We start from the raw sequence: 23,947 nt of genomic DNA on the forward strand, positions 1-23,947 counted from the left end.
GCAAAGACAACGCCGGCGGCCTGATCACAGGCGCCGGCGTTTTTCATGGGTGCGGATCAACCGAGTTGCGGCATCGTGGCGGCGTAACTGGGCCGTGCACGCATGGCGGCCTGCCCGCGCTGGATGTTCGGCCGCTTGTCCAGCAGCGCCTTGGTTTCGGGAAACATCTCCAGATACATCGCAATCGGCGTGAAGAACAGGTCTGCCATCGACACCGTATTCCCGACCAGGTAGTCGCGCTCGCCATAAGCTTGTTCAAGCACGTCCAGCTGTGCGGTAATCTCAGGCACGGCGGTATCGATCACCTTGCGGTCAGGCTGTCCGTCTGCGCCCTTGGGAAAGATGTATTGCAGCACGTAGCGACGCACCATGGCGTCGTAGGCGTGGCAATTGATCAGGCTGATCCACTGCTCGCCACGCGCGTGGGCGGTGGCGCCCCATTGCGGCAGCAGGCTCGGGCCATCGAAGGCCTCGTCGATGTAGGTGAGGATGGCGCGGGTTTCGTAGAACTCGATCGGGCCGTCGCTGAATGCCGGCACACGGCCGAACGGGTTGTGCGCGACCAGCTCGGGCGTATGGGGTGTGAGCGGATCGAGTTTGTAGGGCACGCCTTTCTCGGCAAGCGCCATGCGCACTGTGCGGCAGTAGGTGCTGCGCGGGTTGCCGTAGACGGTGACGGTGCCGGCCGTGCCTTCCGGGTCCAGATAATCGTTCAGGCGGTTGAAGACGGATTGCCAGCCGACCACGTGGCCGTCGCGTGTCTGCGCATCTGGGAATCCGGTGTGGCGCATGTGCAGATCGGTGCCGCCGTTTTTGTCGGTGAGCGTGACTTCAATCAGCGTCTTCAGCTCTGGCGACATGGAGCCCACCTCCCACCACCACGTGTAGGCGAGGAAGTTGGCGCGATCGAGCGTCTGGTACTCACCAGCGGCGATGTGCCTGTTGCCATCACGCCCGCCCATGACGATGCGGTATTGGCCGCCGACGCGCGCATCGGCGCGGGCTTCCACCACGCCCATGCCGCGCGGGCAATGCCAGACTGCCAGCGCGGCCTGATCGGTAAAGGCATCGAACACCCGCTCGCGCGGTGCGCGGATATGGCGGGTCATCTCCAGTTCGAAAGTGGCGGCGCGGTCCATGGTCGTCTCCGGGTGTCTGTTGTCAGTCCTTGGTGGATGGGGTGTCCGCGTCCGGGGGCGCGGATGTGGCGTGGGCTTGCTCAACAAATGCAACCAGGCGATCCAGATTGCCTTCCCAGTGCTGGCGATAGCGCTCCAGCCAGCCATGCGCATCGCGCAAGGCGCCGGGGCGCAGGTGGCAGATGCGCCAGCGCGCGTTGATCTCACGCTCGATCAGCCCGGCCTCGGCCAGCACACGCAGGTGCTTGGAAATGGCTGGCGCCGACATGTCGAATGGGCGGGCGAGCTCGCTGACCGGGGCTTCGCCTTCTGCAAGGCGCGCAAGGATCGCGCGGCGCGTTGGGTCGGCCAGGGCGGCGAACACGGTCGAAAGGGTGTCGTCTGATGTCGGCATATCTTCATTTAACTAGTTGGTTAATTGACTGTCAAGGCGCGTTACATCTGCCTCTACTGTGGTTGGAAGTGCATGTGGGGAGACATCACATCCCCAAAATGGGGGTAGCAGCGTGCCCGGATACCGCTCAGACTTGTGTCCGACGCGATCAAAAAGCGCGGATTTGAATGCTTTTGGGGGGAATCACATGAAGACTGTCGTGGGGGCGTTGGTCGCCTTGTTGATGTCGGCCGGGGCGCATGCGGCACCCAGCACGTTCTTTGCGGATCCGGCCTCGGGCTGCAAGGTCTGGAATCCGTCGCCGCAGCCGGGTGAGACCATCAAGTGGGAAGGCCGCTGCGTTGACGGTTACGCGCAGGGCGATGGCAAGCTGACGTACGTGAACACCGATCATCGCTCCGAAGAGGTCGGTTACTGGGCAGCCGGCAAGCTGGTCGGCAAATATGAAGGCCGACGCTTCGACAGCACAGGTGTGCCGCAAACGACCATTGTGTCTGGCTATTCGGCACAGCAAAGCCCGCTGCAGGAAACCTATCGCAAGGTAACCTACCCGGAAGGCGGCTATTCGGTCGACTACTACGTGAACGGCACCCTGCAAGGTGCGTATCGCCAGAATGCGACCGACAACCACGAGCGGGCCGCATTCACGGTGGTGGGCGGTGACGGCGCTGCGAGCAACCGTCGCAACGTGATCTATCTGGCGCGCTACAACCCGGCCACCAAGGCGTGGTCCGGCTGGCCAAGCGCGGCAGACCGTGCCAGCAAATCGCTCGACGGTTATGCACTGGTGACCGGCGCCCCAGGCAACTGGAACATCACGGAATGCGAAACCTACGACAGTTGTGTTGCCCAGTTTGACGTCGCGCTCAAGAGCCAGGGCTACGCAGACTGGCCGCGGGCGCGCATGGACAGCATCGATGCAGCCTGGGAAGCCAAGAAGCGTACCTACGCCGAGGCCGAGGCCGCAGCGGCCGCACACACCAAGTTCATCGCCACGGCGCAGGCCGACAAGCTTTTCACCTACGGCAGCCGCCAGGAGCAGGAACACCACTACGACCGTGCACTGGATGCCTATCGCGCCATCATCGAGCGCTTTCCGAAGAGCCGCCTGATCGAATCTGCTGCCAGCCGCATGGCCGCCGTGCAGGACAAGGTGGACGCGCAAGGCGCCCGCGCCGACGCCGCACAGGCCCAAGCGCAGGCACAAGCTGCTGCCGCCACACAGCGCGCCAATATTGATGCTCAGCGCCTGCAGATGGAGCAGCAGCGCCAGGAGGCCGATAAGCAACGCCGCCTAGTGGCCTACAACCAGTGCAAGGCCTCGGCCGACAAGTGCACCACCGATTGCCTGACGACGGCCGGCGCGGGGGTGATTGGCGGGATTGCCGGGCTGATGAACCGCAACGCGGTCAACACCAATGGTTTGCAGACGATCAATCAGCGTGCGCAGGACACGTGCTCGCGCTGCGAATCGATGTCGAATCAATGTGAGTTGATGAAACCGTAATCAGAGCGCGCTCGCCTCCCGGCGGGCGCATCTGTCACAATCGCGCCCGTAGCTGGCGCGGGGGTGCCGGCACGTTTCTGTTACCGGGCCTCAACATGCCGTTTCTTGGAATCGGGTTTCACGTCATCGTCGCGCTGTTCTTTGCCGTGCACGTGGTGCGCAGCAACCAGAACATGTACTGGCTGTTCATCCTGTTTGCGTTTCCGCTGCTGGGCAGCGTGGTGTACTTCTTCGCCATCTACCTGCCGGAGATGCGCCACTCGCGCGGTGCCCGTGTAGCGAGCCGCGCTGTCACCCAACTCATTGATCCGAACCGTGCCGTGCGCGAGGCACGCAACGATTTCGACCGTGCGCCGACCGTGCAACACCGCCTGCGCCTGGGTGAAGCGCTGCTGGAAGCGGGCGATGCCAAGGAAGCGCGCCAGCATTTTGAGCAGGCGGCCACTGGCCCGTTTGCAGGGGATTCGGCCGTGCTGCTGGGTCTGGCCCGCGCACAGTTCGCCACCGGCGATGCGGCGCTCGCCAAGGGCACGCTGGAGACGCTGTTCGAGGCACACCGCGTGACCCGCCAGCAGCCCGATCCGACGCTGCTCTACGCCCGCGCGCTGGCTGCCATCGGCGCACCCAACACGCGCGAGGCGTTCGAGCAGGCGCTGACCTACGCCAATGATGCCGCCGCCCGCTGCCTGTTCGGCGAATGGCTGCTCGCCCAGAACAACGATGCCGACAAGCAACGCGCCCAAACGTTGTTTGACGAGATCCTGCGCGACGCCAAGCACTGGACGCGCTACGCCAAAGACCACAACCGTGAATGGCTGCAGCGCGCGCAGGCAGCCCAGACTTCTTCCCGTTGATCCGCTTTATGACGCTGTTGAAACGCAAATCCATCGAGGCCGTGGCCTCGCGACGTCCCGCTCGCGCCAAGCGCGAAGACCGCATGGACCACGATGACGAACCCAAGCGCATGGCCCCGCGCTTTGCTCCGGTCACGTTCTCTGAACTGGCCGGTGTGCGCTACCTGCACTTCGGCACCGAGTGGGTGCAAGGTGCGATGCGCCTGTCCAAGCCAGATGCCATTGAGCTGGAGTACGCCCAGCAGATGATGGCGTGGATGCTGTTCCTGGACCCGGCATCGCGAAAGGATTTCCATGTCGTGCAATTGGGCCTCGGTGCGGCTGCGCTGACCAAGTTCTGTCACCGCCAACTCGCGCCCGCGCAGGTGACGGCGGTTGAGCTGAATCCGTCGGTCATCGTCGCCGCGCGCAGCATGTTCGGCATGCCGTTTGATGACGCGCGCCTGAGCGTGCTGGAGCAGGACGCCTACGACTGGGTGATGAATGCCAGCCACCACGGCACCGTCGATGCACTGCAAATCGATCTGTACGACGCCACGGCCCGCGGTCCGGTACTCGATACGCCAGCGTTCTACAAGGCTTGCCGCCAGGTGCTGCGCTCGCCCGGAGTGATGACGATCAACCTGTTTGGCGATCACACCAGCTTCCCGCGCAACATCGAGCGTATCTGCGATGCGTTCGATAACCGCGTGCTCGTCTTCCCCGAAGTGCACGATGGCAACGTGATTGCGCTGGCCTTCAACGGCCCGCCGCTGCAGGTGAGCTGGGAGGCCGTGCAAGAGCGCGCCGCTGCGCTTCAGGCTTCGCTCAAGCTGCCGACCAAGGGTTGGGCAGAGGGGCTGCGCAATGCCAATGCGGGTCAGGAAGACATGCTGACGATCTGAGCGTCAGCATCGTTCGCCAATGAAAAACGCCCCGGTATGCCGGGGCGTTTGCTTTGCGAGGGTGTGCGCTCAGGCCGCGTCGCCCATGCCGGGCATCTGGTCGATGAAACCGGTCACCACGTGCATACGGTCGCCTTCAATGCGGACGAAATCCGTGCCCTTGACCAGCGCTTGCCCGTCCGGCCCGAGCGTCCAGCGGAAGCGGATGGTGTCCTGCACCACGTCCACGCCGCCGTCGCGCGCAAAGCGGAAGCCCGGAAACTTCGCGTGCACACCGGCGATGAGCGCGTCGATGCCGTCATGGCCTGCGCCCTGCATCAGCGGGTCGACATAGGTGGCCCCTTCGGTCCAGGTTTGGGCGACGAGCGTGCGGCGCTGCGCGGCGTCGGTTGCGTTCCAGGCGGCGATGTAGCGGTCGACCAGCGTGTCAGCGAGGGTTTCGTTGGCAGCGAGTTGCGTGGCGGTCATGGCGTTTCTCCGTTCGAAGTGGGGGAGGCTGCGAAGCACGGTGATTCGTCTTCCGTGCTGCATGGCTTCATCTTCGGCGCCGGCGTGGATGGTGTCGATTACGCGGCAGGTAATCACCGCATCCACGCCCGGAGAAACGAGAAAGGCGAGGGCGTTACTTGGACAGCAACCGCATCGCCGATTCCAACCCAGCGATGGTCACAGGATACATCCGCGTCTTCATGATCTGGTTGATGACCGAGATGGACTGGCGGTATTCCCACAAGCCCTCCGGCTCGGGGTTGAGCCAGGCGAACTTTGGAAACTGCTCGATCAGCCGCTTGAGCCAGACGGCGCCTGCCTCGGCGTTGTTGTATTCGACCGAGCCGCCGGCCTGCAGGATCTCGTACGGGCTCATCGTCGCGTCGCCCACGAAGATCAGCTTGTAGTCGGGCGGGTACTTGCGGATGACGTCCCACGTGGAGAAGCGCTCCGCGTGGCGGCGCCGGTTGTTCTTCCACAGGTGCTCGTACACGCAGTTGTGGAAGTAGTAGTACTCCAGGTGCTTGAACTCGGTCTTGGCCGCAGAGAACAGCTCTTCCACCCGCTTGATGTGATCGTCCATCGAGCCGCCCACGTCCATCAGCATCAGCACCTTGACGTTGTTGTGCCGCTCGGGGCGCATCTTGATGTCGAGCATGCCGGCGTTGGCCGCTGTGGAATGGATCGTGTCGTCCAGGTCCAGCTCGATGTCAGCGCCATCACGCGCGAACTTGCGCAGGCGGCGCAGCGCCACCTTGATGTTGCGCGTGCCGAGTTCGACGGTGTCGTCGTAGTCCTTGTACGCGCGTGCTTCCCACACCTTGACCGCCGTGCGGTTGCCTTTCGACGGCCCGCCGATGCGGATGCCTTCCGGGTTGTAGCCGCCGTGTCCAAATGGCGACGTGCCGCCGGTGCCGATCCACTTGCTGCCGCCTTCGTGGCGCTCGTGTTGTTCACCCAGCAGCTCCTTCAGGCGCTCCATCAGCTTGTCGAGGCCGCCCATGGCTTCGACCTTGGCTTTCTCTTCCGGCGAGAGTTCGCGCTCCAGCTTCTTGATCAGCCAGTCGAGCGGAATATCCGCGCGCCAGTCGACCGCGCCTTCCACGCCCTTGAAGTACGCACCGAACGCCTGGTCAAACTTGTCGAAGTGTTTCTCGTCCTTGACCAGCGTCATGCGTGCCAGGAAGTAGAACTCGTCGAGCGAAGGCGCGATGACCTGCTGCTTGAGCCCCTCAAGCAGCGTCAGGTATTCCTTGACCGAGACCGGCAGCTTGGCGTGCCGCAGGGTGAAGAAGAAATCGATGAGCATGTCAGTCTCCTGCTCGGTGGCTCAATGAGACGTGCCGCTGACGTTCAGCAGCACCACGCCGCCCACCACCATGCCGATGCCAGAAAGCTTGGCCATCGACACCCCCTCCTTGAACAGCAGTATGCCGACGACGGCCGTCAGCACCGTGCCCACGCCCGACCACACCGCATACGTGATGCTCATGTCGATGCGCTTCATGACGATTGCCAGGCCCCAGAAGGCCAAGCCGTAGCAGATGGCCGTGCCCACAATCCACAGCGGCTTGGAAAACCCTTCGGACAGCTTCAGGCACAAGGTGCCGATCACCTCGGTGACGATGGTGCCGGCGAGCAGCAACCATGGGTTCATCGCGGCTGCTCCAGCTTGTACTGCAGATGGCGCTTCACGGTCAGCCATTCCGATTCGATGATCGAGAACACCACCGTGTCGCGGAAGCTGCCGTCCGGCATGCGCTGGTGATTGCGCAGCACGCCGTCTTGCTTGGCGCCCAAGCGAGCGATGGCAGCACGGCTCTGGTGGTTCATCCAGTGCGTGCGGAATTCCACGGCAATGCAGCGCAGCGTTTCGAACGCGTGCGTCAGCAACAGCAGCTTGCATTCCGTGTTGATGGCGGTGCGCTGCACCGACTTGGCATACCACGTGTGGCCGATTTCCAGCCGACGGTTGGCCTCGTCCACGTTGAAGAGGCGTGTGGCGCCGACCACCTTGCCGGGCTTGCCGTCATGCACCTCACGCACGACGAAAGGCATGGCGCCGAGCCGCTCGCGCATGTCCAGTGCAATGGCCAGCCAGTCGCCGACTTTGTCCGGCGAGGGCACGGAGGTGTACCAGAGCCGCCACAGCTCGCCGTCAGCGGCTGCAGCGCGGACTTCCTCTTCGTGCTCGGGGCCGAGTGGCTCCAGCCAGGCGTGCTGGCCGGACAGCGTGACGGGGTCGATCAGGCGCGGCATGTGGTAGCCCCGTTCAGCGGTTCGCGCGGTTCATGAAGACCAGCCGCTCGAACAGATGCACGTCCTGCTCGTTCTTGAGCAGCGCGCCGTGCAGCGGCGGAATGGCCGCGTTCTTGTCCTGGCTGCGCAGCGATTCCGGCGGAATGTCTTCGGCCAGCAGCAGCTTGAGCCAGTCGATCAGTTCCGACGTCGACGGCTTCTTCTTCAGCCCCGGCAGGTTGCGCATCTCGTAGAACGCATCCAGCGCGGCCTTGACCAGCGTCGGCTTGATGCCCGGGTAGTGCACGTCGACGATGGCCTGCATCGTCTCGGCATCCGGAAACTTGATGTAGTGGAAGAAGCAGCGGCGCAGGAAGGCGTCGGGCAGTTCCTTCTCGTTGTTCGACGTGATGATGACCAGCGGGCGATGGCGGGCAGCGATGGTTTCGCGCGTCTCGTACACATAGAACTCCATGCGATCCAGCTCGCGCAGCAGATCATTGGGGAATTCGATGTCGGCCTTGTCGATCTCGTCGATCAGCAGCACGACTGGCTTGTCCGCCTCGAAGGCCTGCCACAGCACGCCCTTGACGATGTAGTTGCGGATATCGTGGACCTTGTCGTCGCCCAGTTGCGAATCGCGCAGGCGCGAGACAGCGTCGTATTCGTACAGGCCCTGCTGCGCCTTGGTGGTCGACTTCACGTGCCATTGCAGCAACGGCATGCCCAGCGCAGCGGCCACTTCCTCGGCCAACATGGTTTTGCCCGTGCCCGGCTCGCCCTTGATCAGCAGAGGGCGTTGCAGCGTCATCGAGGCATTGACGGCAAGCTTGAGGTCATCGGTGGCGACGTACTGGTCGGAGCCTTCAAAACGCGCACGCTGGTTGGATGCGGCAGGCGAGGTGGTGGTGGTCATCGTGCAAGCCTACTGGGCGGTAAAAGAAATCGGAAACGGCCAGTATAAGAGAGTTTGGGCGTTTGCTGCCCGGTGCCGCCAGGGCTGTTCGGCCGCGCCATTCCCCGCTGTCAAGTCACGGGACCCCTAACTGGACTGGAAAAAAATCTGTGCGCTACAATGCGCCGGTTTGACGCACCTCAAAACAACCGTCTTATGGCACCTTGCCAGCAGCCGGTGAAGGCGCCCAGAGAGACAGCCGGCCGACAGTCAAGCTAGGCAGGGCGAGCAGGATTCTGAACTCCACGCTTAAGAACGAGATGAAAAAGATCCTCACCATGGTGGCCGCATTTGGCACATTAGGCGCGTTGGCCGCGTCAGCCGCCGCAGCGGACATCCAGGGCGATGCCGCAGCCGCCCAGAGCAAGGTTGCGATGTGCATCGGCTGCCATGCCATCCCCGACTACAAGACGTCGTTCCCCGAGGTGTATCGCGTGCCCTACCTGGGCGGCCAGAACGCCAAGTACATCGAAAGCGCACTGCACGCGTACCAGAAGGGTGACCGCAAGCACCCGACCATGCGTGCCATTGCCGGGTCGCTGACGGACCAGGACATCGCCAACCTTGCTGCGTACTACTCGCAGCAGACGGCCGCTACGCCCAACAACCCCCGGAAGTGACGAGGACGAACATGAAGAAGATCTCGCTCGGTTTGGGCGCGTTGATCGTGGGTGCTGCCGCAGGTGTCGCGACCCTGGCACAAGCTGCCGATCTGGAAAAGGGCAAGCAACTGGTGGAGAAGGGTACGTGCGCGGCCTGCCACGGTGCCGGCCTGAATGCCCCGATTTCGCCGGATTACCCGAAGCTGGCTGGCCAGCACGGCGACTACATCTACCACGCACTGCTGGCCTATCAGACCAGCAACAACCCGCTGATGGGCCGCAGCAACGCCATCATGGCTGGCCAGGTCAACAGCAACCCAGCCACCATCGGCGCAGACGGCAAGCCGCGTCCGTTCACAGAGGCGGAGTTGAAGGACATCGCCGCGTACATCGAATCGCTGCCCGGCTCGCTGGTGCTCAAGAAGTAAGCCAGCTTCGGCAGGCAAAGAAAAACCGCTCTTCGGAGCGGTTTTTTATTGGACGGATGACTCGGGCGCCTAGCGGGCGGTGGCGCGCTTGCGCACGCATTCGATATACGCCTCGCCGTCGGGCGGCAGGCCGGTGCGCTGGGCGGTCCACAGCATCTGGCCAAGGCACTCCATCACCTGGTGCTGCGCCTCGTGCGGCGAGTCGAGCCGCTGGGCCAGCGCCTCGTAAGCGGCGCGGATGCCGCGCGGCTGGTCTACCGATACCTGCTCGCTGATCGACAGATGCATCGACAGATGCAGGAACGGGTTGCTCTGGCCGCTCTCGGGTGTGTAATCACGGGCGAGGGCGTCTTCGCCGGCGTCCAGGGTGTCGTGGTATTCGGGGTGCAGCTGCATCCAGTCGACCGCCATGGCTTCGAGCGGCGTGAGAATTTCGGCCTGGCGATGCTTGCGCCAGGCGCCGCAAAAGAACTGGCGGACTTCGTCGCGGGAGGGATTGAACATTATCCCGCCATTGTACCGGCCTGCTTGGCCGTGTGCCGGGGCCCCCAAGCGGCGCCAACGCTACAATGGCAACCCACCCCGCAGACGGCGATGAAATCCGACCAAGCGCCGCGCACCATGAGACAACGCACCGATTCCACCCTCGCCGCACGTGCCGCTGACAAGCTGCACGGTGTGCTGCTGATTGCCATTTCCGCTGCATCGTTCGGGGCAATGGCGATCTTCACCCACTACGCCTATGCGAGCGGCGCCAACGTGGTGGGCCTACTGATGGTGCGCTTTGTCATTGCGGCTTTGGCGTTGATGGTGGTGATGCGCGTGCGGCGCATCGGCATTCCGCCGTGGTCGCGTGTGCTTGGCTTGGCTGCGATGGGGGGGATTGGCTATGCGGGGCAGTCGTTCACGTTTTTCTCGGCATTGAACTACGCGCCAGCGAGCTTAGTGGCGCTGCTGCTGTATCTGTATCCGATGTTCGTCACGGTGCTGGCTGCCGTGTTTCTGCGCGAACGGTTGACCACGGCGGCCATTGTGGCGCTGGTACTGTGCTCAGTGGGGGCGGGGCTGACGGTGGGTGGCGCGGGTCTGTCGGGCGGCAGTTTGCTCGGTATCGGGCTGGGTGTGGCCTCGGCTGCCATCTACTCGATCTACATCACCGTAGGGGCGCGCGTGACGCATGGGGTGGATCCGTTGGCCTGTACCACGGTCATCTGCACGGCCGCCGGTGTCGTCTACACGGGCATGGCGGTGGCCGGTGCCCCAGCGCACTTGCCGGGCACGATGGGCGGCTGGGCCGCTGCACTGGCGATTGCGGGCCTGTCGACGGTGGTGGCCATTCTCACCTTCTTTGCCGGCCTGCAGAAGCTGGGTGCGGCGCAGGCGTCGATGCTCTCCACGCTGGAGCCGGTGGTGACGGTGCTGCTGGCGGCAATGCTGCTGGGTGAGTCGATTGCGCCCACGCAGATGATCGGTGGGGCGTTGATCCTGGCCGGCGTGCTATGGCTCACGCGTGCCGATGCAAAGCCTGCAGGCCACCGTGCGGAAGACATGGTCTGAGGTTTGATCGGCTGCTCAAAATGAAAACCGCCCGGCCTGGTGTGACTCAGGGCCGGGCGTTTTTTTGCTCCTTCAGGCGGATTACTTCTTCACGCCTTCTGGCAAGCGTTGCAGGCCCTGCACCCGCATCAGGGCCGGACGGTCGGCCATCACGCCGTCGTAGAAGCTGGCCAGATCCCCCTTGAGCGCGGTGCGCGACGCATCGTTCAGATAGATCATGTGGCCTGACGGGTAGTTCTTGATCGTCAGGTTCTTGGCCTTTATGGTCGGATCAAGCGGCATCTGCGCCAGCGTCAGCTCGGTCTGGTGGAACGGCGTGACCGCATCGAAGTAGCCACTGGCCTGCAGCACCTTCAGGTCCGGGTTCAGGCTCATCGTCGAGGCCAGATCGCCAGCCGTGTACAGCGTGTTGCCGCCCCCCTTGTTGGCGCCGGTCGGGTCGATGTGGCTGAAGTCCCAGTTGTTGAACACGGCGTCGTTCAGGTCGACGAACGACGAGGTCGACGTGTACTTGAGCTGGGTGTTCAGGTAGCTGTTCCACAGCACCGTGTACGCGCCGCCAATGTTGGAGATCGACGGATCGTTGCTGCCCGAATTCGGCAGGATAAACGGTGCGATGCCCTGGCCCGTGTAGTTCGCGCGGCCATCATACTGGCCGATCTGGATACCCGGATTGAGCGTCAGGAAGAACGTGTACGGCGGGTTGTTGTTCTGCGACGGAACGTTGCCCAGCGCAGCCGGGTTGCCGAACGTCTGGATCAACGAGACCGGATCGGTGCCGATGTACGAGCCCATCGTCTGCGCGGCCTGCAGGTTCAGGTTCAGGCGCACGTTGACGAAGCCACCGTCTTGCGGGTTGGGCGCTTGCGCGAGCGGCGTGAGCGTGTTGTCCGCATAGTTGCGTGCCTGGACCATGTAGCTGTCGAGATCGGTCGGCGGCGGGTTGACGGTTGTCTTCTTCCAATACCACGCGTCGGCAGCCAGCGTCGGGAAGGTGCCGATGGCCGAGAGCGCATTCGCATAGTCGAGGATCGACGACTGCAGCGTGATGCCGTTCAGCTCGATGCCATCTTCATGCAGGAGCCACGACAGCACCGCACTGCGTGCCGTGCCGTACGACTCGCCGTACAGGAACTTGGGCGAGTTCCAGCGCGAGTTCTTGGTCAGGTAACGCTGGATGAAGCGGTCGATCGAGTGCGCATCCTGATCGGTGCCCCAGAAGTTCTTGTTTACGGCCGGGGAGATGGCGGCCGAATAGCCGGTGCCCACGGGGTTGATGAACACGAGGTCGGAGCGGTCGAGCAGGCTGTCCGGGTTGTCGGGCAACTTGTACGGTGCGGGCGGCGTGAAGTTCGGGAACGACGACTGCAGACGCTTCGGCCCGAACGAGCCGAGCAGCAGGAAGACCGACGACGAGCCGGGGCCGCCGTTATAGAAGAACGTCACCGGGCGCGGCTTGGACGGGTCCGGATTGTCCTGCGTGTACGCCACGTAGAACATCGACGCATTGGCTTTCGAAGTTACTGGGTCAATGGTCGTCAGGTGGCCGGCGGTGGCCGTGTAGGCGATGCTCTTGCCGCCGATGCTCACCGTGTGGTGCGTGATGGCGGCGCTTTCGCCTGGGTCGGCGGCCAGGGCGTCATTGGGGCCGGTGCCGTAGACGTTGGGGTCTACGTAGGGCTGGTCGGGGGGCGTGGCTGCCGTCACCGGTTGCGTGACAGTCTTGCCGGCATCCACAGCGGTGCCGCTGGGGCTGGCTGTGGCGGAGGAGTCCCCGCCGCCGCAACCCGCCAGCAGCGCGGCAGCAAGCGCTGCCGCGGCAAGCGATGCGCCCAGGGCTCTGGGCATACCTGCAAAATCACTGGTCGATAACCTGGATTTTTTCATGGCGATAATGGCCTTTTTCAGGGTGACGAACGCCATCACTTAAAACGGATAGTTTTAAGTTGGCTCCATATCTGATTTGCGTTTTGTAATATCTATCCAGCGCAAAGCAGATATTCTGATTTCCCGTCTCTTACGGGGAATTTAATTCAATACATTTTTATTCGGCAAAATCATCCCCCTGAAACCCGATGAGGTTTCAAAACGAGGAACAGCGCCGGAGTCAAGGTGACAGGGTGTTTGCGCAAAGCCGACAGAGGCCAAGCGAAAACGTTAGCGCGAATGCATCCGCGCACTTTGGTTAAATCAAAGTGCGAATCCGATTCACTCAACCCTGCTGGTGATTCAATGACGAACGAAAAAGTAGTTCGTAAGCAAACCGTTGTAAAGGTCTGTTTTTCATCGCACGCGGCTGACTGGTAAAAAGGATAGTCTTTGTGCAATTGCGCACCGCAAAAACAGCGATTAAATACAAAGAAAGCTTGTTGTTTCTACCAATGCGATGACGCGGGGCGACTTCGGTGGCGCTATCCCCCGGGTGTGAGCAGGGTCACCGTGCACGCTGTGTCGCGCATACAATGCGCTTCTTGACTCTTTTCAGGAGCGCTTAGCAATGCCCATGCTTGAACCGTCCGTGCTGGACCAACTGTTCCATGAAGCCCGCACCCACAACGTGTGGCTGGACAAGCCGGTCGACGATGAACTGCTGAACACGCTGTACGAGACCGTCAAGTACGGCCCGACCGCTGCCAACAGCACGCCGGCCCGTTTCGTGTTCGTGAAGAGCGCAGCCGCGAAGGAGCGCCTGATTCCGTGCATGTCGGCTGGCAACCAGGAAAAGACCCGCCAGGCGCCCGTGGCCGTGATCGTTGCGTACGACACGCAATTCCACGAGCAACTGCCCAAGCTGTTCCCGCACGCCGATGCGCGTTCGTGGTACGCCGGTGACCAGGCCAAGATCAACGCTGCCGCGCTGATGAACAGCTCGCTCCAGGGTGGTTACTTGGTGATCGCCGCGCGTGCGCTGGGTCTGGATTGCGGCCCGATGGCGGGTTTCGATGCCAACAAGGTCAACGAAACGTTCTTTCCCGATGGCCAGTGGAAGGTCAACTTCATCATGAACATCGGCTACGGCGACGTGGAGAAGCTGCACCCGCGCAACCCGCGTCTGTCGTTTGAAGAGGCCTGCAAGATCGTCTGATCGATAGCCGATCGCGCAAAAGGAAACGGGGACTCGGATGTCCCCGTTTTTTATTCCTTCGGCGCCGGCGTCTTTGGCCTGAACTCGCACAGTGGCTCGATCGCGCAGTGCCAGCACTCGGGCTTGCGCGCCTTGCATACGTAGCGTCCGTGCAGGATCAGCCAGTGGTGCGCATCCTGGCGGAACTCCTCCGGCACCACCTTCAGCAGTTTCAGTTCGACTTCCAACACGTTCTTGCCCGGCGCCAGCCCGGTGCGGTTGGCCACGCGGAAGATGTGCGTGTCTACTGCAATCGTCGGCTCGCCGAAGGCCGTGTTCATCACCACATTGGCGGTCTTGCGGCCCACGCCCGGCAAGCTTTCCAGGGCGGCGCGATCACGCGGCACCTGACCGCCGTACTGGTCGAGCAGGATGCGGCACGTCTGCAGGATGTGCTTGCACTTGGTGCGGTACAGCCCGATGGTCTTGATGTATTCGGTGATGCCTTCCTCGCCCAGCGCCAGCATCTTGGCCGGCGTATCTGCCACCGGAAACAGCTTGCGCGTGGCCTTGTTCACGCCCACGTCGGTCGCCTGCGCAGAAAGCAGCACCGCAATCAGCAACTCAAACGGCGAGGTGTATTCCAGCTCGGTGGTCGGCGTGGGGTTGTTCTCGCGCAGGGTCTCGAAGATGGCGTGGCGCTTGGCGGGATTCATCGTCGGGGGTCAGGGTTTGTCTGCGTCAGGGTTGGCGCTTTGCTCGATCTGGTCGGCGATGCGCTTGCGGCGGGCTTCGGCTTCGTCGATCTGGGCCTGCACGTCTGCCGACACATCGGTGACGTTGCGCGGACCTTGCCCGCGTGCGGCCATCTCCGCCTGCTTCTGGCGGGCACGCTCGATCGCCGCCTGGATGATGGCTTTCTTGCGTGTCTGGGCGGCACGCTCGGCGTCATCAGCGGGTTGTTCTGCGCTGACAGCGGCCAGCTTGGCAGCGGCCTTGGCGGCCAGGCGCGCTTCGTTCTCGGCTTGCTCGCGCTTGAGGCGCGCGTTGCGGAACTCGTAGCGATCGCGGGCGACGTCGGCCTGTGCCTGGCTCCAGGCGTCCCAGCCCGTGCGTTCGCCGCTGATGGGGATCATGTCGATGCAATCGACCGGGCAGGGTGGCACGCAGAGGTCGCAGCCGGTGCACCAATCTTCAAGCACCGTGTGCATGGCCTTGGGTGCGCCGACGATCGCGTCGACCGGACACGCCTGGATGCACAGCGTGCAGCCGATGCAGCGTTCGGGGTCGATGACGGCAATCGCGCGTGGCTGCTCGATGCCATTCGCAGGATCCAGCGGCAGCAGGTCACCTGTGCGGCCGAGTGCGTCGGACAGGCGGCGGATGCCTTCCACACCGCCCGGCGGGCAGCGGTTGGGCAACGCCTCGCCGTTCGCCATGGCTTGCGCATACGGACGGCAGCCGTTGTAGCCGCACTTGGTGCATTGCGTTTGCGGCAGGAGGTGTTCGAGCCGGTCGGCCAGGGACGTGGCCAATGCGGGGACCAAGGAAACCACGATGGGACTTGTTGTTTGAATAGCCTGCCATTATCGCTGATTTGGCAGTCGCGCAAGGCGTGCATGCCCTGACATGGGCCGCAGCGGCCATGTCTTAACCGTATGACATAATCTTTGGGTTCTAAACGGACCGACGTGCCATGCCGTCTTACCCAGCCGCGCCGCTCGCCGACATCGATCCCGTCGACGCCTCGGGCGATTCTGCCGCACCCCGCGCGCGTCGCGACCCTGCAGGTACGCGCCGGCGCATCCTTGCCGCTGCGCTTGAGGAGTTCTCACGCGGTGGCTTTGCCGGCGCCCGTGTCGACGCCATCGCCCGCCGCGCCGAGACCAACGAGCGCATGCTGTACTACTACTACGGCAGCAAGGAAAAGCTCTTCCTGACCGTGCTTGAGCACATGTACTTCCGCTTCAAGCAGGCTGAAGAACAGGTGCAGATCGAGTCGTCTGACCCGCGTGAAGCGGTCATCCAGCTGGCGCGTTTCGTCTGGGATTTCTATTACGAGAACCCCGAGTTCATCCGTCTGCTCAACAGCGAGAACCTGCACGAGGCACGGCACCTGAAGACATCGCCGCATCTGGGGGAGCTGGTCAACCCGGTGATCGACGTGCTGCGTGGTGTGGTCGAGCGCGGTCAGCGCAGCGGCATCTTCCACAAGGATGTGGATGTCTCGCGGCTGTACCTCACGATCTCTGCACTGGGCTACTACGTGCTGTCCAACCGCTACACGATCAGCGCGGTGATTGGCCGAGACATTGCCTCGGCTGACGAGCACGAAGCCTTCGCGCAGCTGCACATCAAGATGCTGCTGGCGTATCTGGAGCGGCCAGAGGGCTGAGCAGTGCGCCGGTCCAAAACAAAAAAGCCTCGCGGTTGCGAGGCTTTTTTTGGTGCAGCGGGCTTAGGCGACGGCCTTGATGCGCTGTGCGCCCTGATCGTACTGGCGGATGAAGTCGCGCAGTTGCGGATACACCTGCTCGCGCCAGCGGCGACCCGAGAAGATGCCGTAGTGGCCGCACTTTGGTGCCGTCAAATGCTGCTTGCGCGTCTTCGGGATGCCGGTGCACAGGCCATGGGCTGCCTCAGTCTGGCCGCTGCCGGAGATGTCGTCCAGTTCGCCTTCGATGGTGAACAGCGCAGTGCTCTTGATGTCCTGCGGGCGCACCGGCTTGCCTTCGATGACCCACGTGCCGTTGGCCAGGTGGAACTCCTGGAACACGTCGCGGATGGTTTCCAGGTAGTACTCGGCGGCCATGTCGAGCACGGCGTTGTATTCGTCGTAGAAGCGCACGTGGGCTTCCGCGTCTTCCGTGTCGCCTTCGATCAGGTTCAGGTAGTAATCGTAGTGCGACGACAGGTGGCGGTCCGGATTCATTGCCACGAAGCCGGCGTGCTGCAGGAAGCCCGGATAGACCTTGCGGCCATGGCCCGGGTAGTTGGCCGGCACCGTGTAGATCACGTTGTTCTCGAACCAGCTGTGCGACTTGTTGGTTGCCAGCGAGTTGACGGCGGTCGGGCTCTTACGCGCGTCGATCGGGCCGCCCATCATGGTCATGGTGCGCGGTGTTTTTTCGCCGTCCGAGGCCATCAGCGAGATGGCGGCCAGCACCGGCACAGTCGGCTGGCACACCGAAATCACGTGCAGCTTGTCAGCGCCAATGTGGTTGATGAATTCGCGGATGTAGTTGATGTAGTCCGACAGGTGGAAGGCACCGTGCTCGGCCGGCACCATGCGGGCGTCGATCCAGTCGGTCACGTACACCTTGTGATCCTGCAGCAGTGTGCGCACGGTATCGCGCAGCAGCGTGGAGTGGTGGCCCGACAGGGGCGCGCACACCAGCACGATCGGCTCATCCTTGAGCAGCTTGATGGTCTCGGCGTCGTCAGCGTAGCGCTTGAAGCGGATCAGGCGGCAGAACGGCTTCTCGATGATCGTCTGCTCGACGATCGGAATGTCGCGCCCGTTGGACTTGACCGAGCGGATGCCGAATTCCGGCTTCTCGTATTCCTTGCCCAGGCGATAGAGCAGTTCGTAGCCAGCGGCGTAGCGCTGGGCGCCAGGCACCATCGATAGCGGGCTCAAGGGGTTGGTGAAGGTCTTGGCGGTCGCCTGTGCCCAAGCCGTCATGGGGCTGAGCAGGGCGCGTTGGAATTCATGGAGCTGGTAAAGCATGGCTGGACCGATCTGTGGTGGCGAGGGCGACGCAAACGATTATGCACCTAGGCGCATATTACTGCGATGCAGCAGAAACCCTGATAACAGAGTGTTGCGCGGCTTGTATGATGCGCCCATGTCAGTCTAGCGATATGCAACAAAAAAGCGGCCGAAGCCGCTTTTAATTTTGCAATTGCCCGCTCAGCGTGGCGCTTACAGCACGTCGGCGATGGCGTTGACCACGGCGTCGATGTTGTGGGTGTTCAGTGCGGCCACGCAGATCCGGCCGGTCGACACGGCATAGATGCCGTGCTCGTTGCGCAGGCGATCCACCTGGGCCGAGGTCAGGCCCGAGTACGAGAACATGCCGCGCTGTGCCTTCACGAACGAGAAGTCGGTCTTCACGCCCTTGGCGGCCAGCTTGTCGACCAGCGCGTTGCGCATCGACTTGATGCGGTCACGCATCTCGCCCAGTTCCTGTTCCCACATCGCACGCAGCTCTGGGCTGGTCAGCACGCTGGCAACCACCGTGCCGCCGTGCGTCGGCGGGTTGGAGTAGTTGGTGCGGATCACGCGCTTGACCTGCGACAGCACGCGGGTGGCTTCGTCCTTGCTGCCCGTCACGATCGACAGGGCACCAACACGCTCGCCGTACAGCGAGAACGACTTCGAGAACGAGCTCGACACGAAGAACGACAGGCCGGAGTCAGCAAACAGGCGCACAGCCTGGCCGTCCTGCTCAATGCCGTCGGCAAAGCCCTGGTAGGCCATGTCGAGGAACGGGATCAGGCTCTTGGCCTTGATGACTTCCACGACCTGCTTCCACTGCTCGGTGGTCATGTCCACACCGGTCGGGTTGTGGCAGCAGGCGTGCAGCACGACGATGGTGTTCGGCGCGTAGCTGTTGAGCGACTCCAGCATGCCGGCAAAGTTCAGGCCGTGCGACGGGGCATCGTAGTACGCGTAGTTGACGACAGAGAAGCCAGCAGATTCGAACAGCGCGCGGTGGTTTTCCCAGCTCGGGTCGGAAATGGCGACCTTGGCGTCCGGGTACAGGCGCTTGAGGAAATCCGCGCCGATCTTCAGCGCGCCCGTGCCGCCCAGGGCCTGCGCGGTGACCACACGGCCTTCGGCGATCAGCGGCGATTGCGCGCCGAACAGCAGCTTCTGCACGGCCTGGTCGTAGGCGGCAATGCCTTCGATCGGCAGGTAGCCGCGCGGGGACGTGGCAGCCAGGCGGGCCTTTTCAGCTTCCTGCACGGCGCGCAGCACCGGAATTTTCCCTTCGTCGGTGAAGTACACGCCCACGCCCAGATTCACTTTGGTGCTGCGGGTATCGGCGTTGAAAGCTTCATTCAGGCCCAGGATGGGGTCGCGCGGGGCCAGTTCGACGGCAGAGAAAAGCGACATGAGATGTGTCTCGATCGGTTGGTTCGGAATTCGGTGGAGTGCTGCAGGCGGTGCGCCGCAAGCGGTCGGCAGGGCTGCCGACGCCGAATGCATGAAGCGGGCACAAGACTGAATTGTACCGAATACAGGCTCTAATCGCCCGAAAAATCCTTGCAGAACAGGGGCCTAAAGCGGTTGAACGGCCACTACAGATGCGTGTGCTGGAACGCCTAAACGATTGCTGGGGCAGCAGGCTACACTAGACGATTGGTTGCAATTGCCGCCGCCACCCCGATCTGTTGGGGGCGTGCGCGTCACTTATTGACTGTTCGCGTCGCCATCCCACCCGCCGCCATGACCGATCTGAGCCAAGTCCCCAGCCCCCACGACGAGTCGAAGTTCGTCACCTTCGAGGGCTCGCCGTTCCAGTTGTACCAGCCGTATCCGCCGGCAGGCGACCAGCCGGAGGCGATCCGGCAGCTCGTTGAGAACATCGAGGACGGCCTGTCGTACCAGACCTTGCTGGGCGTGACGGGCTCGGGCAAGACCTTCACCATGGCCAATGTGATCGCGCAGGTGGGGCGTCCGGCCATCGTGTTCGCGCCCAACAAGACGCTGGCGGCGCAGCTGTATTCGGAGTTTCGCGAGTTCTTCCCGCGCAATGCGGTCGAGTACTTCGTTTCGTACTACGACTACTACCAGCCCGAAGCCTACGTGCCGCAGCGCGATCTGTTCATCGAGAAGGATTCGTCGATCAACGAGCACATCGAGCAGATGCGCCTGTCGGCCACCAAGAGCCTGCTGGAGCGCCGCGATGTGGTGATCGTGGCCACGGTGTCGGCCATCTACGGTATCGGCAATCCGACTGAATACCACCAGATGATCCTGACACTGCGCGCGGGTGACAAGATCAGCCAGCGCGACGTGATCGCCCGCCTGATCGCCATGCAGTACACGCGCAACGAAACGGATTTCCAGCGCGGCACCTTCCGCGTGCGTGGCGACACGGTCGACATCTTCCCGGCCGAACATGCCGAGATGGCCGTGCGCCTGGAGCTGTTCGACGACGAGGTGGAGTCGCTGCAACTGTTCGACCCGCTCACCGGACGCGTGCGGCAGAAGATTCCGCGCTTTACGGTGTACCCATCGAGCCACTACGTGACACCGCGCGAGACCGTGTTGCGCGCCATCGAGACCATCAAGGCGGAACTGCGCGAGCGGCTCGATTTCTTCTACAAGGAAAACAAGCTGGTAGAAGCGCAGCGCCTGGAGCAGCGCACCCGCTTTGACCTGGAGATGCTGCAGGAGCTGGGCTTCTGCAAGGGCATCGAGAACTACTCGCGGCATCTGTCAGGTTCCGCGCCGGGTGAGCCGCCGCCTACGCTGGTCGACTACTTGCCGCAGGACGCGCTGATGTTCCTGGATGAGTCGCACGTGCTGATCGGCCAGCTCAACGGCATGTACAACGGCGACCGCGCGCGCAAGGAAACGCTGGCCGAGTTTGGTTTCCGGCTGCCGTCTGCGCTGGACAACCGGCCGCTCAAGTTCGCCGAGTTCCAGACCAAGATGCGGCAGGTCACGTTCGTCTCGGCCACGCCAGGCGACTATGAAAAGCAGACCGCCGGCACCGAGGTCGTGGAGCAGGTGGTGCGCCCGACGGGCCTTGTCGACCCGATCATTCACGTGCGGCCGGCGACCACGCAGGTCGACGATCTGCTGTCGGAAATCCACGTGCGCGTTGAAGCCGGCGAGCGCGTGCTGGTCACCACGCTGACCAAGCGCATGGCCGAACAGTTGACCGAGTTCCTGTCGGAGAACGGCGTCAAGGTCCGCTACCTGCACTCCGACATCGATACCGTGGAGCGGGTGGAGATCATCCGCGACCTGCGCCTGGGCACGTTTGACGTGCTGGTCGGCATCAACCTGCTGCGTGAGGGCCTGGATATTCCAGAAGTGTCGCTGGTGGCGATTCTCGATGCGGACAAGGAAGGCTTCCTGCGCGCCGAGCGTTCGCTGATCCAGACCATTGGCCGTGCGGCGCGGAATGTGAATGGCACCGCCATCCTCTATGCCGACCGCATCACCGAGTCGATGAAGAAGGCCATTGGCGAGACCGAGCGCCGCCGCGCCAAGCAGATCGCCCACAACGAGGCCCACGGCATTACGCCGCGCGGGGTGGTCAAGCGCATCAAGGACATCATCGACGGCGTGTACAACGTCGACGATGCACGCGCAGAACTCAAGGCCGCGCAAGAGGCTGCCAAGTACGAAGACATGAGCGAGAAGCAAGCCTCCAAGGAGATCAAGCGCCTGGAGAAGCAGATGCTCGATCACGCCAAGAACCTCGAGTTCGAGAAGGCGGCGGCGGTGCGCGACCAACTTGCCAAGCTCAAGTCGCAGCTCTTCGGGGCCAGCGGCGAAGACCATATCGTTCCGGCCGCCTGAACCTCACGGGCGGTTGATGCGTCAGACCGGCACCGCAGCCTCGCCCGAGGCTGACGGCGGGGCAGTCGTGACACAATTGCGGACACATTTTCAAGCGCAACGCGTCGCCTGATCGCGGCATCAGCACGTTAAGTAGAAGCATCGGCCCCGGGAGCGGGGCCCAGCCGAGCGTGTCCGCCAACTAGGGAGTTCGATGTTCAAGTTTTTGCTCAATCCGTGGCGCAAATGGCGCGCTTCCCGGCACGCCAGCCATCAACTCGATGCCATCCTGGCGCAGTTCGCGCCGACGCGCAGCCTGGCCGAACGCAATGAATGGCTGATCGAGCTGGCCTATTGGCTGCGCCGCGCAGATCGCCCGACCGGGGCCACGTCAGAATCGTGGCGCTATGCACGCCTGCGCTACTTGCTGCAGGTGCTGGAGAACAACCCTGAACTGGCCGAGCGCGTCGGGCAGACGCTGCGCGCGATCGTGCAGGACAACGATCCGGTCTCGCTGCTGTGCGATACGGGGTTGTCATCGCGCTCTGGCTTCTGGGGTGAACTGGTCGATCGCTGGCAGGCGCGCTTCCTGCCGCCGGCACCCAATCAATCGCAATTGGCCACGTTGTTTGCGCTGCTGTTTGTCGGCCCGACCGATGCGCAGTGGGTGGATGGCCTGGACGATGAACTGGTCGCACGCCTGCATGCGCTGTTCCGCGCAGGGCTGAGCGACGAGGATGAAGCCGCGGGTCAGACGCGACTGGAACGCAGCCTTGGCATCGGTATCCAGATCCTGATCAGCCAGGTGCGAGCGGCAGGGTTGTCGCGCGGCATCCGCCTGCGCATGGAGTATCCGGACGTTACCGATTCGCCGTTCTACCGGCTGGCCGATGCGGCCAACGCCATCTTCCTTGAACGCCCGGACGAGACGCTTGCCACACCAGAGCGCTTTCCGCAGCAGCTCAATTACTTCCGCGCGGTGTTGGACCAGTGCCGCACTGCCACGGCCAGCGTGTACCAGCATCTGGACGAGAACGGCGTCTCCGTCGAGGTGGTGTTTCAGGTGGAGCGCATGAAGGCGTGGCTGGGGCGCATCGATCTGCTGCTGACCGCCTGGGCGGACACACGCGCCTCGCGCCGCTTCGTGCACCTGACGGCGGAGCTTGTTTCGGCCAGCCAGCATCGTCGCAGTGTTGGCTATCTGATCCGTTCCACGTTTGCCGATCTGGCGCGCAAGGTGGTCGAGCGTTCTGCCGAGAGCGGCGAGCACTACATCACCCGCGACAGCAAGGAATACGGCGCAATGGTGAAGGCTGCGGCCGGCGGGGGTGTCATCACGGCGGCCACGGTGTACATCAAGTTCTTCATCACCGGCGCCCACCTGACGCGCTTTACCGAAGGGTTGTTGGCGTCGATCAACTACGCGGTCAGCTTTCTCGGCATCCATTTTGCCCACTTCACGCTGGCCACCAAGCAGCCGGCCATGACGGCACCTGCGCTGGCGCACCAGCTCGACCAGGTGGGCCGCCCGGAGGGGCTGGAGCGCTTCGTGGACGACACCGTCGCCATGATCCGCACCAACGCGGCGGCAATTGTCGGGAACCTCGTTGCGGTGGCCCCGGTAGCGTTTCTGGTGCAATGGGCGGCGGGTCGGCTGTTTCATGCGAACCTGATCTCGCCGGCCAAGGCGGTGGCGACCATCGACTCCTTCTCGATCCTTGGGCCAACGCCGGCGTACGCGATCTTCACGGGCGTGTTGCTGTGGGCTTCAAGCCTGGCTGCGGGCTGGGCCGACAACTGGTTTGCATTGCATCGCGTGGGCGATGTGATTGCCTACCACCGGCGCTTGCGCTTCATGGTGGGTGAGCGCGGTGCACATCGCATTGCCGAGTTCTGGAAGCGCAACCTCTCGGGCATCGTCGCCAACGTGTCGCTGGGCTTCATGCTGGGCTTGGGCCCAGAGATCGTGTCGTTCTTTGGGCCGCACGTGGAGGTGCGCCACGTCACGCTTTCGACCGGTGCGGTAGCAACGGCGGTGGGCGTCCTTGGGCCGAGTGTGATGCATACGGCCCCGTTCTGGCTGGCCGTTGCCGGCATCGCGCTGATGGGGGTGCTCAACGTGATGGTGTCGTTCGCGCTGGCGTTCAACATGGCGATGCGCTCGCGCAACCTGCGCGGGCTCGATCGCAAGCGTATTACCGGTGCGGTGTGGCGGCGCATTCTGCGCGATCCGCTGTGTCTGCTGGTGCCGCGTCCCCCGACCGCGGCCACGCCGCCGAGTAGCTCCAGCACACCCGCCTAGCGCTTGCCC

23 protein-coding genes are annotated in these 23,947 nt (G+C 63.1%); 10 read left to right on the forward strand and 13 right to left on the reverse strand.

Translation table 11 applies throughout. From position 1 onward, the window contains the following. Positions 1-56 precede the first annotated feature (56 nt). Entirely contained in the window at positions 57-1,139 is a 1,083-nt protein-coding gene (locus R2N11_RS18025) for an SRPBCC domain-containing protein (protein ID WP_316681878.1), read from the reverse strand. A 22-nt stretch (positions 1,140-1,161) separates the two neighbouring features. Next, entirely contained in the window at positions 1,162-1,533 is a 372-nt protein-coding gene (locus R2N11_RS18030) for an ArsR/SmtB family transcription factor (RefSeq protein WP_199031085.1), read from the reverse strand. Between the two features lie 187 nt (positions 1,534-1,720). Between R2N11_RS18030 and R2N11_RS18035 the strand changes: the two genes are divergently transcribed. From R2N11_RS18035 to R2N11_RS18045, 3 genes are all read left to right on the forward strand, one after another. Then, positions 1,721-3,040, forward strand: a complete 1,320-nt coding sequence (locus R2N11_RS18035; protein WP_316681879.1) for a hypothetical protein — start codon at positions 1,721-1,723, stop codon at positions 3,038-3,040. A 95-nt stretch (positions 3,041-3,135) separates the two neighbouring features. Next, positions 3,136-3,894: a tetratricopeptide repeat protein gene (locus R2N11_RS18040; protein WP_199031083.1), complete on the forward strand. Its 759-nt coding sequence runs from the start codon at positions 3,136-3,138 to the stop codon at positions 3,892-3,894. An 8-nt stretch (positions 3,895-3,902) separates the two neighbouring features. Then, the gene (locus R2N11_RS18045; protein WP_316681961.1) at positions 3,903-4,778 is read left to right on the forward strand and encodes a class I SAM-dependent methyltransferase; all 876 of its coding nucleotides are present in this window, start codon (positions 3,903-3,905) and stop codon (positions 4,776-4,778) included. Positions 4,779-4,847: 69 nt separating this feature from the next. Here the strand turns inward: R2N11_RS18045 and R2N11_RS18050 are convergent, their stop codons facing one another. The 5 genes from R2N11_RS18050 to R2N11_RS18070 form a co-directional block, all read right to left on the reverse strand. Continuing rightward, positions 4,848-5,246, reverse strand: a complete 399-nt coding sequence (locus tag R2N11_RS18050; protein WP_316681880.1) for a nuclear transport factor 2 family protein — start codon at positions 5,244-5,246, stop codon at positions 4,848-4,850. A 154-nt stretch (positions 5,247-5,400) separates the two neighbouring features. Beyond that, positions 5,401-6,576, reverse strand: a complete 1,176-nt coding sequence (locus R2N11_RS18055; protein WP_199031081.1) for a vWA domain-containing protein — start codon at positions 6,574-6,576, stop codon at positions 5,401-5,403. Positions 6,577-6,597: 21 nt separating this feature from the next. After that, positions 6,598-6,924, reverse strand: a complete 327-nt coding sequence (locus tag R2N11_RS18060; RefSeq protein WP_199031080.1) for a DMT family transporter — start codon at positions 6,922-6,924, stop codon at positions 6,598-6,600. Then, positions 6,921-7,526, reverse strand: a complete 606-nt coding sequence (locus R2N11_RS18065; RefSeq protein WP_199031079.1) for a GNAT family N-acetyltransferase — start codon at positions 7,524-7,526, stop codon at positions 6,921-6,923. The genes R2N11_RS18060 and R2N11_RS18065 overlap by 4 nt, the downstream gene beginning before the upstream one ends. 13 nt (positions 7,527-7,539) lie before the next feature. Beyond that, positions 7,540-8,421, reverse strand: coding sequence for an AAA family ATPase (locus R2N11_RS18070; RefSeq protein WP_316681881.1), 882 nt, complete (start codon positions 8,419-8,421; stop codon positions 7,540-7,542). Between the two features lie 299 nt (positions 8,422-8,720). On the opposite strand from R2N11_RS18070, the gene R2N11_RS18075 reads away from it, so the two are divergent. Next, positions 8,721-9,080 (forward strand): c-type cytochrome, encoded by a 360-nt coding sequence (locus R2N11_RS18075; protein ID WP_199031077.1) that lies wholly within the window; start codon positions 8,721-8,723, stop codon positions 9,078-9,080. Between the two features lie 11 nt (positions 9,081-9,091). Beyond that, positions 9,092-9,490, forward strand: coding sequence for a c-type cytochrome (locus tag R2N11_RS18080; protein ID WP_199031076.1), 399 nt, complete (start codon positions 9,092-9,094; stop codon positions 9,488-9,490). 69 nt (positions 9,491-9,559) lie between these two features. On the opposite strand, the gene R2N11_RS18085 is transcribed toward R2N11_RS18080, so the two are convergent. Then, positions 9,560-9,994 carry a DUF1841 family protein gene (locus R2N11_RS18085; RefSeq protein WP_104656623.1) on the reverse strand — a complete coding sequence of 145 codons (435 nt, stop codon included), beginning with the start codon at positions 9,992-9,994 and terminating at the stop codon, positions 9,560-9,562. A gap of 117 nt (positions 9,995-10,111) precedes the next feature. Here R2N11_RS18085 and R2N11_RS18090 point away from each other — a divergent pair, with 117 nt between their 5' ends. Continuing rightward, positions 10,112-11,047 (forward strand): DMT family transporter, encoded by a 936-nt coding sequence (locus R2N11_RS18090; protein ID WP_316681962.1) that lies wholly within the window; start codon positions 10,112-10,114, stop codon positions 11,045-11,047. A gap of 81 nt (positions 11,048-11,128) precedes the next feature. Here the strand turns inward: R2N11_RS18090 and R2N11_RS18095 are convergent, their stop codons facing one another. Further along, positions 11,129-12,934: a S10 family peptidase gene (locus R2N11_RS18095; protein ID WP_199031074.1), complete on the reverse strand. Its 1,806-nt coding sequence runs from the start codon at positions 12,932-12,934 to the stop codon at positions 11,129-11,131. 610 nt (positions 12,935-13,544) lie between these two features. Between R2N11_RS18095 and R2N11_RS18100 the strand changes: the two genes are divergently transcribed. Then, positions 13,545-14,132, forward strand: a complete 588-nt coding sequence (locus tag R2N11_RS18100; RefSeq protein ID WP_199031073.1) for a malonic semialdehyde reductase — start codon at positions 13,545-13,547, stop codon at positions 14,130-14,132. A gap of 50 nt (positions 14,133-14,182) precedes the next feature. On the opposite strand, the gene nth is transcribed toward R2N11_RS18100, so the two are convergent. Both nth and rsxB read right to left on the reverse strand, forming a co-directional pair. Then, complete coding sequence (nth, locus tag R2N11_RS18105; RefSeq protein ID WP_048931750.1) at positions 14,183-14,827, reverse strand: endonuclease III; 645 nt, start codon at positions 14,825-14,827, stop codon at positions 14,183-14,185. A gap of 9 nt (positions 14,828-14,836) precedes the next feature. Beyond that, positions 14,837-15,667: an electron transport complex subunit RsxB gene (rsxB, locus tag R2N11_RS18110; protein ID WP_316681883.1), complete on the reverse strand. Its 831-nt coding sequence runs from the start codon at positions 15,665-15,667 to the stop codon at positions 14,837-14,839. 140 nt (positions 15,668-15,807) lie between these two features. On the opposite strand from rsxB, the gene R2N11_RS18115 reads away from it, so the two are divergent. Then, entirely contained in the window at positions 15,808-16,506 is a 699-nt protein-coding gene (locus R2N11_RS18115) for a TetR/AcrR family transcriptional regulator (protein ID WP_199031071.1), read from the forward strand. A gap of 63 nt (positions 16,507-16,569) precedes the next feature. Here the strand turns inward: R2N11_RS18115 and R2N11_RS18120 are convergent, their stop codons facing one another. Together R2N11_RS18120 and R2N11_RS18125 are read right to left on the reverse strand one after the other, a co-directional pair. Next, a complete protein-coding gene (locus R2N11_RS18120; RefSeq protein WP_199031070.1) occupies positions 16,570-17,841 on the reverse strand; it encodes a polyhydroxyalkanoate depolymerase in 1,272 nt (423 codons plus the stop codon). A gap of 195 nt (positions 17,842-18,036) precedes the next feature. Beyond that, positions 18,037-19,233, reverse strand: coding sequence for an amino acid aminotransferase (locus tag R2N11_RS18125; RefSeq protein WP_316681885.1), 1,197 nt, complete (start codon positions 19,231-19,233; stop codon positions 18,037-18,039). Positions 19,234-19,566: 333 nt separating this feature from the next. Here R2N11_RS18125 and uvrB point away from each other — a divergent pair, with 333 nt between their 5' ends. Further along, a complete protein-coding gene (gene uvrB / locus R2N11_RS18130) occupies positions 19,567-21,657 on the forward strand; it encodes an excinuclease ABC subunit UvrB (RefSeq protein WP_199032899.1) in 2,091 nt (696 codons plus the stop codon). Between the two features lie 193 nt (positions 21,658-21,850). Then, positions 21,851-23,938: a site-specific recombinase gene (locus R2N11_RS18135; RefSeq protein ID WP_199032898.1), complete on the forward strand. Its 2,088-nt coding sequence runs from the start codon at positions 21,851-21,853 to the stop codon at positions 23,936-23,938. Positions 23,939-23,947 lie beyond the last annotated feature (9 nt).

The sequence above is a fragment of the Ralstonia flaminis genome, from assembly GCF_958415495.1.
In the GTDB taxonomy this organism is placed as follows: domain Bacteria; phylum Pseudomonadota; class Gammaproteobacteria; order Burkholderiales; family Burkholderiaceae; genus Ralstonia; species Ralstonia flaminis.